We start from the raw sequence: 13421 nt of genomic DNA on the forward strand, positions 1-13421 counted from the left end.
CTTCGCTGAAGGGCTTACGCCCCCCACTACCCAGCGGTTGTATGCATGCGAAACCCGAGTTTGGGCCACCCGACGTCCCAAACTCGGCTTTCGCGTCATACAAACCTGGTCGTCCAGGCCCTGCGGAGTGAAGGTGCCGCCAGGGTGTCCGGGATAAAGCCCGCTAAACTCCGCGGGATAAAGCGGGCTTTATCCCAGCCTGGTTCGCGACCTACTTCTGGTGGGGCGCGACGTAGGAGGCGGCTTCGGGGGCGGCGAAGAGTTGCTTGACGTAGCGCAGGCCGCCCTCGGCCGTCGCGTCCGGCGCGGCGGCGTAGACCTGGCGGGTCGCGGGTGCACCGGGCTTCGAGAAGTCCAGGGGCGCGACCAGGTTGCCGGTGTCGGCCGACGTCGTCTGCTTCAGCGCGGCCTGGATGCCGTCCCGGGTGAGGTCCTTGTTCTCGCAAGCCTTCTTAAGCACCGTGCCCCAGACTTCGCCGACCGCGTAGCCGTAGGGGGTGCCGCCGTTGGGGGTCTCCTTGTAGGCGGCCTTGTACTTCGTGGCGACTTCCTTGGCCTTCGGGATGTCCGCGGAGAACGGCACACTGCTGGCGACCACGGTCAGCTTGTCCAGCGCGGCCGCCGCCGGGCTCTTCAGCAGCGCCGGGTCGAACGTCGGGTTGTTGCCCAGCACCGGGACGTTGAGCCCCAATGCCTTGTTGGAAGCCAAAGTGGAGCCCGTCTGGGTGGGCGTCGTGGTCAGCACGATGAGCTTGACGCCGTCGCCCTTGAGGCCGGTGACGATGTTGGACAGGTCCGCGTCGGTCGAGGTGATCTTGACTTCCTTGACCTTCAGCCCGTGCTTCTCGGCGTAGAACCGCGAGCCGCGCAGGCCGTTCGCGCCGTACTCACCGTCGATGTAGATGTGCGCGATCTGATCGCCGTCCTTGAGCTGGCCTTGTTCCTGCAAATAGGAAAGGCCGTCGATGATCTCGACGTCGTAGGTGGTGCCGACGATCATCACGTACGGGTTGTCGAGCAGTTCCGACGACCACGAGGCGGGCGCGGCGGTCAGCTTGTCCGTCGACAGGTTCTGCTTGAGTGCCGCGACGACCGGGGAACCCAGCAGCTGCACGAATCCGAGCACCTTCGGTTCGATCTGCGGATAGAGCGTCTTGGCGGCGTCGGCCTTGTAGCCGTGGTCGACGGTTTCGAGTTTCACCTTGCGCCCGCAGGCGCCGCCAGCGTCGTTGAAATCCTTGGCCCACAACTCGTTTCCCTGGGTCACCCCCAGCCCCAGGTTCTTGAAGACCCCGGTTTTGTCGGTCATCACGCCTAGAGTGATGTCCGAGGAGGTGACCCCCTTGTCGGTCTTGACACCAGAGTTGTCCGAGCCGGAGGAGCCGGAGTCGTTCGCTTTCGTGCTGCACGCCGTGACGGCCAGCAGCACGGCCATGGACAGCGAAGCTGCGAGTGGCGCTCGTTTCATCGTTCCTGCTCCTCTTTTCTGGTGGTGCGCGCGGTGATCCGGCGGCCGATCGCGGCGAGGCCGCCGGGTTCGAACAGCACGACGAGGATGATCGCCGCGCCATAGACGAAGGAACTGACGAGAACGGGGGAGAGCGCACCGCCGCCGGTACCGGTGAACCAGCCGAGATCGGCCGAATACAAGGAAAGGACCTGCGGCAGGCCGTTGACGATCAGCGCGCCCACCACGGCGCCCGGCACCGAGCCGAGGCCGCCGATGATCACCATCGCGAGAAAGGCGATAGAAATGTTGATTCCGTATGTGCCGTACTCACTTTCGTCCGGCTTGAGGATGTCGAACCACAGCACGGTCATCGCGCCGGCGAGGCCCGCGTACGCCGAGGAGACGGCGAAGGCGCCCGCCTTCGCGCGGGTGACGCTGACGCCCATGACCGAGGCGGCGGCCTCGTTGTCACGCACCGCCCGCCAGGACCGGCCGACGCGGCCCTTGACCGCGCCGGTCGCGACGACGAACGCGATGATCGTGAGCGCGAGGAAGAGGTACCAGCCGCGTTCGGCCTGGCGCAGCGGCACACCGAGGATCTCGATCTGCGGGCCGCCGTTGCCGAACGGGAAGCCGAACAGTGAGAACTGCGCGGGCGCGCGTCCGGTGGACGTGCCGCCGGTCAGTTTCTCCGCGGACTGCCCGAGGTAGAGGCCGAGGAACACCAGCGAAAGCGAGGCGACACCGAGATAAATACCCCTGAGCCGGCCGGCGACCGGGGCGAACGCCAGGCCCAGCACGGCGCTGAGCACGACCGCGCCGATCAGCGCGAGCTCAGGGCTGAGGCCGAGCCCGGTCACCCGAGGATCGTCGGTCGGCCCGGCGAGGACGGTGTAACCGGTCGCGCCCGCGAGCAAGAAGAACGCGTGCGCCAGGGAAAGCTGCCCGGCCTGCCCGACCAGCAAGGTCAGGCCGATGGCGCCGACCGCGCCGATCATCATGTACTGCCCGGCTTTCAGCCAGGCGGCGTCGAGATAGAGAGGAAGTGCGAGCAGGACGACGAGCAGTGCGACCCAGGCGGCCAAGCGCACCCAGCGCAGCGGCCGTTTCGGCAGACTGCCTTGCGCCGAAACGACTTCGGGTGATTTCACGGCGGTCTCAGACACGGGTGCTCTCCCTGGTTCCGAACAATCCCGACGGGCGGACCACGAGCACCACCAGCATGACCAGGAACACCGCGCTCTTTGAAAAGTCAAAAGAGATGTACTGCGCCGAAAGTGCTTCGACGACGCCGACCACGATCCCGCCGACCACCGCGCCCGCGGTCGAGTCGAGCCCGCCGAGGATCGCGGCGGGGAACGCGGCGAGCGCGATCGAGTGCGTGCCACGCGACAGTCCGGCGCCGGAGAAGTCCTGGGTGGCGATGAACAGCACCGCGACCCCGGCGAGCAGCCCGGCGACCAGCCAGGCCGTGGCGGTGACCCGCGAGCTGCGAATGCCCATCAGCGCGGCGGCTTCGCGGTTCTCCGCCTGCGCGCGCATCGCGACACCCCAGTCGGAGTACTTGAACGCGAGGGTGAACGCGGTGATCAGCACGGTCGCGACCAGCAGCGCGACCACGTGTGTCCGGAAAAGCGTGATCCCGCCCAGCTGGAACGGCTTCGCGTCCCATGCCTCGCCGAGGAACGGCACGGTGACGCCGAGCCGTCGCACGATCTCCTCGGTGATGATCACGTCGACGCCGATGGTCAGCAGCGCGAGACTGTCGGGGCTCGCGTTCCGCGAACGGGACAGCAACAGCCGTTCGAGCAGCAGCCCGATCAGGCCCGCGCCGACCACGCCGACCAGCGAGGCGCCGACCCAGCCGAGTGCCTCGTGGGTGACCACGACCAGGTAGCCGCCGAACAGCACCAGCGAGCCGTGCGCGAAGTTGACCACCTCGGTGGCCTTGAAGATGATGACGAAACCCAGCGCCAGCAAGGCGAACACCGCGCCTTTGCCGAGCCCGTTCACCAAGAGCTGCAGGAAGGTGTTCACGCTTCGACTCCCAAGTAGGCCTTGACGACGTCCGGATCGGCCTGGACCTCGGCGGGGGTGCCGTCGGCGATGCGCTTGCCGAAGTCGAGGACGGTCACCCGGTCCGCGATGCCCATCACCAGGCCCATGTCGTGCTCGACGAGCAGGATCGAGATGCCGAGCTCGTCACGGACCTCGCGGATGGTGCCCGCGAGTTCGGCGGTCTCCGAGGCGTTCATGCCCGCGGCGGGCTCGTCGAGCAGCAGGAGCACCGGCTCGACGGCGAGCGCACGCGCGATGTCGACGCGCTTGATCGCGCCGTACGGCAGCGCGCCGACCGGGGTGTGCACGAGGTCGCCGATGCCGAGGAAGTCGCAGATCTCGGCGGCGCGTGCCGCGTGCTTGCGCTCGGTCTTGCGGGTCAGCCGCAGGCCACAGGCGAGAAAACCGCCTTTGGTCAGCGTATGACGGCCGAGCATCACGTTGTCGAGCACGGTCGAGCCGGGCGACAACGCCGCGTTCTGGAACGCGCGGCCGACGCCGAGCCCGGCGAGCCGGTGCGCAGGCAGTCCGGAAAGGACGGTGTCGCCGAGCCGGACCCGGCCGGAGTTCGCACGGTAGACACCGCAGATCACGTTGAAGCAGCTGGACTTCCCGGCCCCGTTGGGCCCGATCAGCGCGTGCAGCGAGCCGGGTTCGACGGTGAACGACACGTCGTCGAGCGCGTGGATGCCGCCGAAGCTCAGCGTCACGTTCTCGATGGTCAGCGACGGCGGCGTCATCCGGCCCACCTCGTCAGCCCGCGCGACCGGGCGCGCTGGATCTCGGCGTCGCGGGCTTCCGCGTCGGCCGTCGCCTGGGATTCCGCGTGCCCGCCGAGGTAAAGCCGCTGGACGTCCTCGCTGCGCGAGAGTTCCGCGGTCGTCCCGGCGAGCGCGACGCGGCCGACTTCGAGCACGATCGCGTGATCGGCGACGTTCAACGCCATCACCGCGTTCTGCTCGACGAGCACCACGGCGGTGCCCTGGGCGTGGATCTCGCGGATGATCTTGCCGATCCGGTCGACGACCTGAGGTGCGAGGCCGAGCGACGGTTCGTCGAGCAGCAGCAGCTTCGGGCCGGACATCAACGCCCGGCCGATGGCCAGCATCTGCTGCTCACCACCGGAAAGCAGGCCCGCGCGCTGCTTGGCCCGCTCGGCGAGCACCGGGAACAGCTCGTGCACCCGGCGCCGCGCGGTCGCGCGCAGCTCGGCCGACTTGGCGCCGATGCCGCCGGCGCGGAGGTTCTCCTCGACCGTCATCCGCGCGAACACCTGACGGCCCTCCGGCACCCCGACGACCCCGAGCCGCACGATCGCGGCCGGATCGAGCTTGCCGAGCGGCTTGCCGTCGTAGCGGATGTCGCCACCCGCGATCGAGCCGCGATGCAGGCGCAAGGTGCCCGAGATGGCCCGCAACAGCGTCGACTTCCCGGCCCCGTTGCTGCCCAGCACCGCCATCACCCCGTCGGGCGAGACGTCGAGGTCTATGCCGTGCAGCGCGGCGACTGACCGGCCATAACGCACCCGCAGCTCTCGGACGCTCAGCAAGCGATCTCCTTCGATCGTGTGACCCGAGTCACCGCTCGGTGGCGGTCATCCTCTGTTCGGGCTCGACGTCGAAACACCCCCACGTGGAGAGGGTCAGGGACACAAAACGGACACACAGCGGGCTAGAGGAGCCCGGCTTCCGAGGCTTTGCCGATGGCTTCGACGCGGTTGCGTGCGCCGAGTTTGTGCAGCGCCGACTGCAGATACGTCTTGACGGTGTTGCGGGCGAGGCCGGTCGACTCGGCGATCTCGGGGTTGGTCTGGCCCTGGGCGGCGAGCCGCAGCACCTCGTACTCGCGGCGGGTCAGGCCGCTGCGGGCGAGTGCGTCGGAACGCTGGCCGTCGTCGGGCAGGATGCGCGGGTCGACCACGCGCTCGCCGCGCAGGACGCGGCGCAGTGCGGCGACGAGATCGGTGCCCGCGACGTCCTTGAGCAGGCAGCCGTGCGCGCCGGAGTCGAGCGCGGCCAGCACGCCCTGGTGGTCGCCGTGCGCGGTGAACACCACGATCCGCGCCGCAGGCTGGAGTTTGCGCAGTTCGCCGACGACCTCGGGCGCGAGCATGTCGGGCAGGCGCAGGTCGAGCAGGATGAGGTCGGGGCGGAGTTCGAGCACGCGGCTCATGGCCGTGTGGCCGGATTCGGCCGAGCCGACGACTGTCAGCGACGGGTCGGAGCGCAGCAGGAGCGCGACGCCGTCGCGGACGACCGGGTGGTCGTCGACGACCATGACGCGCCAGGTCACGCCGGCCGTCCGACCCAGGCGCGGAGCGTGCAGCCGTCGTCCTCGTCGCGGACGACGCTGACCCGGCCGCCGAGCCTGGCGGCGCGTTCGGCCAGGTTGCGCAGGCCCATGCCGGTGCCGGGTGACTCGACCGGCTCGCCGATGCCGTCGTCGGCGACGACGACCTGCACCCCGTCGTCGCTGGGCAGGAGGCTGACCACGACCGAGAACGCGCGAGCGTGTTTTTCGACGTTGAGCAGGCCTTCGCGGACCGCCGAGATGAGCAGCGCGGTGCGTTCGGCGTCCAGCGGTGGCACCGGCGCCAGCTGGACGAACCGCGCTGGGACGCCGCAGCGGGCCTCGAACGACCGGCAGTGTTCGGCGAGTTCGACCGGCAGCGCGCGCTCCGGGCTGGACTCCGACAGCGCGAGCAGCGACTCGCGCAGCGCGCTCGACGCGGCCGAGACGTCGCCTTCCAGTCTGCGGAGCCGGGACGCGAGCACCGGGTTGTCCTGGATGTCCTCGTGCAGGTTCCGCACCTGGACGCCGATCGAGAACAGCAGCGCGCCGACCGAATCGTGCAGTGCGCTCTGCATGCGCTGGCGCTCGGCCGAGACCGCGTTCTCGCGCTTCGACTCGGCGATCTTGGCCAGCTCGAGCGCCGTGCCCGCTTGCTGGGCGACCAGTTCGAGCGTGTGGACGGCGTCGTCGCCGAACTCGGCGGCCTCGCGCATGGCGGCGTAGGCGATGGCGACGGTCTCGGTCCGATCGCCGACCCGGCTGAAGATCGGGACCGCGAGCATCGCGCCGATGCCCTCGCCGCGGACCTGCGCGTCGAACTGGTGGGTGATGGTCGGCGAGCTGACGTAGTCGTTGACCCTGACCGGCTTGCCCAGCGCCAGCACCCGGCCGCCGATGCCCTGGCCGACCGGCACGACCAGGTTCTGCAGCGCGTCGGTCCGGTTGCCCGACATCCAGCGGATGACGGCCTCGCCCGGCTTGTCCAGCTCGCCGACGAAGCCGGAGTGGACGCCGATGGACTCGCGGATCAGCCGTGCGGTGCCGTGCAGCGCGACCACCCGGTCCAGCGTGGCGAGCAGCGACTCGCGCTCACGCAGAAGCCCGTCGAGCGTGGCGCTGAGCTCGGCGGCGCGATCACTGGCGACGTGCTCCCTTGCCGTCACGCCGGTCACCTTGACACAAAGCGACCGGATCCGGACATACCCGAGTGGAGACCGAGGGCCGAATTGTTTTAACTGGACCCGTGGAGATCACCCGTGACGCCGCGACGCTCGCCCTGTACACGACCGATGCGTCCAATTATCGGCATGTGCCGCTCGGTGTGGTGCGCCCGCGGAGCGTCGAGGAGGTGATCGAGGCGGTCGCGCGGTGCCGTGAGCAGGGGCTTCCGGTGATCGCGCGCGGCGGCGGGACCAGCGTCGCGGGCAACTCGTGTGGGCCGGGTGTCATCGTCGACACCTCGCGGTACTTCGGCGGCGTCCTCGAACTCGACCCGGCGCGGAGGCTGGCGCGGGTCGCGCCCGGGACCGTGCTCGACGATCTGCAGGCGCTGGCCGCGCCGCATGGGTTGCGGTTCGGGCCGGATCCGTCGACGCACAGCCGGTGCACGATCGGCGGGATGATCGGCAACAACGCGTGCGGGTCGCATTCGGTCGCCTGGGGTCGCACGGTCGACGTCGTCCGTGAACTCGACGTCCTGCTCTACGACGGCACCCGGATGACCGTCGGCGCCACCACACCGTCCGAAGTGGACCGACGAGCCACGCTGCCCGGTAACGGGGGGCGGATCTACCGCGGGCTCACAGAACTCGTCGACGAGAACTTGGCGTTGCTGCGCACCGAACTGTCCACGTGGCCGAGGCGGGTGTCCGGGTACGGGCTCGAACACCTGCTGCCGGAGAACGGGTTCAACGTCGCGAAAGCGCTCGTCGGCAGCGAGGGAACGTGTGTCACGGTGCTGGAGGCGACCGTGTCGCTCGCCGAGCTGCCCCAGCACACAGCGTTGGCGGTGCTGGGTTTCCCCTCCGACATCGCCGCGGCCGACGCGGTCATGGACATCCTGCCGTGGTCACCGCTGACCGTCGAAGGCGTCGACGCCGAGCTGGTCGCGCTGCTGCCCACGACGCGACGCGCGGGCTTGCCGGACGGCGGCGCGTGGCTGTTCGTCGAGCTGGCCGGTGCTGAGCCGGGCGAGGCCGAACATCGAGCCACCGAACTCGCGCGCACGCTCGCGGGCAGGCTCACCGGGCAGGTCGTGCTCACCGACCCGGCCGCGCAAAAACGCTTGTGGCGGATCCGTGAGGAAGGCGCCGGACTCGCGACCAGGCTCGCGGACGGGTCGGAGGCGTGGCCTGGCTGGGAGGACGCCGCGGTGCCGCCGGAGAACCTGGGCGCGTACCTGCGTGACTTCAAGGCGCTGATGGCCGAGCACGGCAGGCACAGTGTCGTCTATGGGCACTACGGTGAAGGCTGCCTGCACATGCGGCTCGATTTCGACCTGCTCTCCGAGCCGGGGATCGCGCAGTTCCGGACGTTCCTCGAACAGTCGGCGGACTTGGTCGCGTCGCACGGCGGTTCACTCTCCGGCGAGCACGGCGACGGTCAGGCGCGCTCGGAGCTGTTGCCGAGGATGTACAGCCCCGCGGTAATCGGGCTGTTCGAGCGGTTCAAGACGCTGTTCGACCCCGACGGCACCATGAACCCCGGGATCCTGGTCAACCCGCGGCCGGTCGACGCCGACCTGCGCGTGCGCGCGCGGAACCTGCCGACCTTCCTCGGTTTCCCCGAGGACCACGGCCGGTTCGACGAGGCGATGCGACGTTGCGTCGGTGTCGGCAAATGCCGCAACACCGGCACCACCGGCGTGATGTGCCCCAGCTATCGCGTCACCCGCGAGGAGAAGGACTCCACCCGCGGGCGCGCGCACCTGCTCGCGGAGATGATCAACGGTGAGCTGATCACCGACGGCTGGCGCTCCGACGAGGTCCGCGACGCACTCGACCTGTGCTTGTCCTGCAAGGGCTGCCTGTCCGACTGCCCGGTCGATGTCGACATGGCGACTTACAAGGCCGAGTTCCAGTACCAGCACTACAAAGGCCGCATCCGGCCCGCCTCGCATTACTCGATGGGCTGGCTCCCGCTCTGGCTACGACTCGCCGGTCGCATGCCACGGATCGCGAACGCCGTCACCAAGGTGCTTGGTAAGCCGCTTAAGCGCTTAGGCGGAATCGCGGCGGAGCGTGACTTGCCAAGCTTTGCCAAGCCGTTCACCCAGCGACGCCAGGACTTACGTCGTTGGGCGACGGGGGAGCGGCGCGTGGTGTTGTGGCCGGATTCGTTCAACAACCACTTCACCCCCGAGGTGCTCGACGCGGCGGCCGAGGTGCTGACCGCGGCCGGGTACGAGGTCGTCATCCCGGATCGGGCCGTGTGCTGCGGCCTGACCTGGGTGTCGACCGGCCAGCTCGACATGGCCAAGCGGGTGCTGCGCAACACCCTGGACGTTGTGAAGCCTTATCTAGAAGCGGGCTACGAGGTGGCCGGTCTTGAGCCGAGCTGCACGGCGTTGTTCCGCAGCGACCTCAAAGCCCTCCTGCCGGGGGACCCGACGGCCGAGCTGCTGTCGGCCCGCACCAAGACCTTCGCGGAACTGCTGACCGACACCGACTTCGCCGACCTCGGCATCGACACGCTCACTCAAGTCCACTGCCACCAGCACGCCGTACTCGGCTTCGAAGCCGACGAAAAAGTGATGGCAGCAGCCGGAATCCGCAACACGACCATGGACTCCGGCTGCTGCGGCCTCGCCGGAAACTTCGGCTTCGAAAACGGCCACTACGACGTCTCCGTCGCCTGCGCCGAAGACCGCATGCTCCCGGCCGTCCGCGCCGCCTCACCCGAAACGGTCGTCGTCTCGGACGGTTTCAGCTGCCGCACCCAGCTCGACCAGCTTTCCGACCGGCGTGCGGTCCATCTGGCCGAACTGCTGAGGCAAGCGCTGCGGCCGGGGGAGAAGTGATCGTCGGTGAGGGGACGAACGAGAGCCAGCTCCCGCTGGCCGACCTCGGCGCCAGGGTCATCAAGATCGAACGGCCGGGCACCGGCGACTACGAACGCGAACGGACCGGCAAGGGCACGACGTTCGACGTCGCCATGCTCGACGCGTTCGGCGAATGGGCGCGCTGTGCGAAGCCGTGCTGGGCCGGGCGGATCTGGCCACGGATGCCCGGTTCGCGACGAATCCCGCGCGGGTCGCGCACGACGAGGAGCTGACCGGGTTGATCGAGCTGGCGCTCGCCGGGCGCTCATCGGCTGAGGTGGAACGTCGTCTGGACACGGCCGGCGTAGCCAACGCCAGAATGCGCACGATGGCCGAGTTCGCCGCGCATCCGCAGCTCGCCGCGCGGGGGCGCTGGGCCGACGTCGGTACGCCCAGGGGTGAGGTCACCGCTCTCCTGCCACCGGTCGACGTGCCCGGCAGACGGCCGAGACTGGATCCCGTTTCGGATCTGGGGGAGCATTCGGCCGCGATCAGGGCGGAGCTCGGGCTGCCCGAAGACCGGTAGCCGCGGAGTGCCTGCGTTCACGAATTCGACCTTCCCGCTCGCGGTGAGGAACCTCTTGCCGGGCGCGCCCAGCGCGGCCGCCGCCTCGTACCAGGACGGATGGTCCGAGTACAACGCGCTGACCCCGGGGTGCCCGTCGGTCGGACACGGCCACCGCAGCGGCTCGCCGAGTGCTTGCAGCCGTGCCTGTGTCATGCCGCCCATCCCCGGCGTGTGTGCGACGAACTCCGCCCACAGCGTCGGATAATCCAGCCACGCCAACGGAAACGCCTCGTGCCAGTGCGGGCCGTCCGCGTCGCCGAGTGCCCGCGCCAGCCCGATCCAGATCTCCCAGTCCGGCCGGGACAGTCCGGCGCGTGGCACCGCCTGCCGTTGCCAGCGCACGGCCCGGTCGTCGCGGTGCCGGTACACGCCCTCGAACTCCAGCTCGCCGCACGAGGGCAGGATCACGTCGGCGTGATACGCGATCTCGTCCATGGAAAGACCTATGTGGACCGAAAACTCGACCTCGCGCAGCGCTTGGCGCACTCGCGCGCTTTCGGTGACCGTTTGCAGCGGATTGCCTTGGGTGAACAGCGCGCGCACCCGGTACGGCCTGCCGGTGAGCACCGGCTCCGGGCCGGGCGGGAGCGGTGGCGGCGTCGGCGGAACCGCCACGGTCAGCGGCGGCAGCCGCAGTTCTCCCGGCCAGGTGTGGTGCGTGAAGTTGCAGCCACCACCCGGCACCCCGATGTTCCCGGTCACCGCGGCAAGGAACGTCAACGCCCGGTAGGCGTCGAACGCGCCGCGCTGCCGCGAGACGCCCGCGTCGCAGAAGATGGCCGCACGGTCCGCGGCGGCGTACTCCTCGGCGACGCGCCGGATCGCGTCGGCGGGCAGCCCGGTGACCTTCGCCGCCCAGTCCGGCGTGTAGCCGTGGTCGCGCAGGTGATCGCGCAGCTCCTCGAACCCGGTCACCCAGTGCGCGACGAACCGGCGGTCCTGCCTGCCGGTGGTGATGATGTGCGACAGCATGCCGAGCACCAGCGCCAGATCCGTGTGCGGACGCGGCGCGAGCCACTCGTCGGCGGCGGCCACCGTCGGCGTGCGGCGTGGATCGACGACGACCAGCTTGGCCCGCTCGCGGCGCAGATAGTCGAAGACGAGCGGATGCGTCTGCGCCTGGTTCGTGCCGAGGAACAACAGGTAATCCGACGAACCGAGATCGTGCCGCCCGGTGGCGCCGTCGATGCCGTAGCCGTTGGTCAGCGTGCCCAGTCCGAACGCCGAAGCGAGCGCCGCGCTCCCGGGATCGACCATGCCCGGCCCGTTGGGACTGCCGAGCAGCGCGAACAGCCTCGACATCAGCGAACCCGTCCCGTGTGCCCGGCTGCCCGAGGTCCAGGTGGCGATCGACCGTGCTTCGCCCTCGTCGCGCAGAGCCAGCAGTCGCGCCGCGACCACCGCGAGGGCCTCGTCCCATGAGATCGGTTCGAATTCCGATTCGCGCGAGCCCTTCCTGCCGGAAATCCGGCGCAGCGGCGTGCTCAGTCTGCTGCTAACCGGGCGGCAGTGCCCGGCGATGACGCGGTCCGGTGCGTTCACGCGAGTCTCCGCATCACCGAGCCGACCGGCCGCGCGGCCAGCCCGCTCGTGTTCACTCGTCTGTGCCCTTTGCCGCTGTCCAGCATGCACAAAGCCGGGTCGGGCTCGTGGCGGAGTGCCGGAATGATCCAGGTCGTCCCGATCGGGGTCATGGCGTCTTCCTCTCGCAGGGTCAGCGTTCGACTACTGCACGGTTGCGATCCGAAGAAGGTTCACGATTCGGGATGGACCAGCATGTGAACGGCATGATCGGGACCGCTCGCCCGTTCGTCGACTGCTCCGGACCATTGGGCTTGGTTCGGCGCAACGGAGCAGTCCTTCGCGGCATCCGGTGATCTAACGTCCCTTCGGAGCGACGTGTGCACGGGCAGGGGAGCCGGAGGATGAAACAGGATCTTGTCGAGAGGCTCGAAGCCCTCATCGACGTCGGCAGCGCGTGGGCCGACGACGTCGAGGCGCTGCGGGACTCGATCTCACGACAGGCAGGCGCCGGTGCCGCGTTGTCGATCGAACTCGCCGCGAGGCGGGCCGAGCAGGCTTTTGTCGAGCTGCAGACGGCGCTCGATGACGTTCGATCGGCTGATGGCCGCCGCGTCAAGTAACCACTAGCCTGCCATGGGTGACGGTCGCGAATGGCCCCCAGCTCTGTTCCACCTGCGAACGCAGGGGAATCAGGCCGCCCTACCAGCCGACCTTGCGGGTGCTGGCGGTCGATGACGAGCTGCCGGTGCTCGAGGAGCTCGTGTACCTGTTGCGCGCCGACCCGCGGATCGCGTGGGCTGAAGGCGTTTCCGACGCGACCGAGGCGTTGCGGGTGCTGCACCAGGCGACCGGCAGCGGGCAGCCGCTGGACGCGTTGTTCCTCGACATCCGCATGCCGGGCCTGAACGGTCTCGACACCGCACGCGTGCTTTCCCGGTTCGCCGAGCCGCCCGCGATCGTGTTCGTCACGGCTTACGACGACTCGGCGGTCGAGGCGTTCGAGCTCAACGCGGTCGACTATCTGCTCAAACCCGTTCGCCAGGAACGGTTCGCCGAAGCCGTGCACCGGGTGCTGCACGCGGTCGCCGAACGCGGCGACCATGTCGAACCGGCGGCGCCCGAACCACCCGGCGAGTCCGAGGACGACACCATCCCGGTCGAGGTCGGCGGGCTGACCCGGTTCGTCAAACTGGGTGAGGTCCGGTTCGCCGAAGCCGACGGCGACTACGCGCGGTTGCACACGGCGCAGGGCAGTTATCTGGTCCGCTCCGCGCTCACCGCGCTCGAAGAACGCTGGCGTGACCTCGGTTTCCTCCGTATCCATCGCAGTCATCTGGTCGCGCTGAAGTACGTCGACGAGCTGCACGTGAACGCGGGCCGGGTGACCGTGCGGGTCGGCGGGACGCTGCTCACGGTCAGCAGGCGGCACGCGAAGCAGCTGCGCGACGTCCTCGTCAGGCAGGCCAGGGTCAACACGCGGAACGGGTGAG

13 protein-coding genes and 1 pseudogene are annotated in these 13421 nt (G+C 69.2%); 5 read left to right on the forward strand and 9 right to left on the reverse strand.

What is annotated here, in order from left to right; translation table 11 throughout:
- Positions 1-211 precede the first annotated feature (211 nt).
- From AB5J62_RS08310 to AB5J62_RS08340, 7 genes are all read right to left on the reverse strand, one after another.
- Positions 212-1468, reverse strand: coding sequence for an ABC transporter substrate-binding protein (locus AB5J62_RS08310; protein WP_370947550.1), 1257 nt, complete (start codon positions 1466-1468; stop codon positions 212-214).
- Complete coding sequence (locus AB5J62_RS08315; protein ID WP_370947551.1) at positions 1465-2616, reverse strand: branched-chain amino acid ABC transporter permease; 1152 nt, start codon at positions 2614-2616, stop codon at positions 1465-1467. The genes AB5J62_RS08310 and AB5J62_RS08315 overlap by 4 nt, the downstream gene beginning before the upstream one ends.
- On the reverse strand, positions 2609-3487 hold the full coding sequence (locus AB5J62_RS08320; protein ID WP_370947552.1) for a branched-chain amino acid ABC transporter permease: 879 nt from the start codon (positions 3485-3487) through the stop codon (positions 2609-2611). Before AB5J62_RS08320 ends, AB5J62_RS08315 begins: the two co-directional genes overlap by 8 nt.
- Positions 3484-4248 (reverse strand): ABC transporter ATP-binding protein, encoded by a 765-nt coding sequence (locus tag AB5J62_RS08325; protein WP_370947553.1) that lies wholly within the window; start codon positions 4246-4248, stop codon positions 3484-3486. Before AB5J62_RS08325 ends, AB5J62_RS08320 begins: the two co-directional genes overlap by 4 nt.
- Positions 4245-5057 (reverse strand): ABC transporter ATP-binding protein, encoded by an 813-nt coding sequence (locus AB5J62_RS08330; protein WP_370947554.1) that lies wholly within the window; start codon positions 5055-5057, stop codon positions 4245-4247. The genes AB5J62_RS08325 and AB5J62_RS08330 overlap by 4 nt, the downstream gene beginning before the upstream one ends.
- Before the next feature lie 122 nt (positions 5058-5179).
- Positions 5180-5785 carry a response regulator gene (locus AB5J62_RS08335; protein ID WP_370950210.1) on the reverse strand — a complete coding sequence of 202 codons (606 nt, stop codon included), beginning with the start codon at positions 5783-5785 and terminating at the stop codon, positions 5180-5182.
- An 11-nt stretch (positions 5786-5796) separates the two neighbouring features.
- Entirely contained in the window at positions 5797-6963 is a 1167-nt protein-coding gene (locus AB5J62_RS08340) for a GAF domain-containing protein (protein WP_370947555.1), read from the reverse strand.
- A gap of 80 nt (positions 6964-7043) precedes the next feature.
- Between AB5J62_RS08340 and AB5J62_RS08345 the strand changes: the two genes are divergently transcribed.
- The 3 genes from AB5J62_RS08345 to AB5J62_RS08355 are packed head-to-tail and all read left to right on the forward strand — an operon-like array spanning position 7044 to position 10365.
- Positions 7044-9818: an FAD-binding and (Fe-S)-binding domain-containing protein gene (locus AB5J62_RS08345; protein WP_370947556.1), complete on the forward strand. Its 2775-nt coding sequence runs from the start codon at positions 7044-7046 to the stop codon at positions 9816-9818.
- Complete coding sequence (locus tag AB5J62_RS08350; protein WP_370947557.1) at positions 9815-10072, forward strand: hypothetical protein; 258 nt, start codon at positions 9815-9817, stop codon at positions 10070-10072. Before AB5J62_RS08345 ends, AB5J62_RS08350 begins: the two co-directional genes overlap by 4 nt.
- On the forward strand, positions 9973-10365 hold the full coding sequence (locus AB5J62_RS08355; RefSeq protein ID WP_370947558.1) for a CoA transferase: 393 nt from the start codon (positions 9973-9975) through the stop codon (positions 10363-10365). Before AB5J62_RS08350 ends, AB5J62_RS08355 begins: the two co-directional genes overlap by 100 nt.
- Before the next feature lie 321 nt (positions 10366-10686).
- Here AB5J62_RS08355 and AB5J62_RS08360 read toward each other — a convergent pair.
- Both AB5J62_RS08360 and AB5J62_RS08365 read right to left on the reverse strand, forming a co-directional pair.
- Positions 10687-11949 (reverse strand): annotated as a pseudogene (locus tag AB5J62_RS08360) (molybdopterin-dependent oxidoreductase); the annotation flags it as partial.
- The gene (locus AB5J62_RS08365) at positions 11946-12101 is read right to left on the reverse strand and encodes a hypothetical protein (protein WP_370947559.1); all 156 of its coding nucleotides are present in this window, start codon (positions 12099-12101) and stop codon (positions 11946-11948) included. The gene AB5J62_RS08365 and the pseudogene AB5J62_RS08360, both read right to left, overlap by 4 nt.
- Positions 12102-12332: 231 nt before the next feature.
- Between AB5J62_RS08365 and AB5J62_RS08370 the strand changes: the two genes are divergently transcribed.
- The gene (locus tag AB5J62_RS08370; RefSeq protein ID WP_091294488.1) at positions 12333-12551 is read left to right on the forward strand and encodes a hypothetical protein; all 219 of its coding nucleotides are present in this window, start codon (positions 12333-12335) and stop codon (positions 12549-12551) included.
- A gap of 17 nt (positions 12552-12568) precedes the next feature.
- On the forward strand, positions 12569-13420 hold the full coding sequence (locus tag AB5J62_RS08375; protein WP_370947560.1) for a LytR/AlgR family response regulator transcription factor: 852 nt from the start codon (positions 12569-12571) through the stop codon (positions 13418-13420).
- Position 13421 lies beyond the last annotated feature (1 nt).

Origin of the sequence: Amycolatopsis sp. cg5 (assembly GCF_041346955.1) — a bacterium.
Taxonomy (GTDB): domain Bacteria; phylum Actinomycetota; class Actinomycetes; order Mycobacteriales; family Pseudonocardiaceae; genus Amycolatopsis.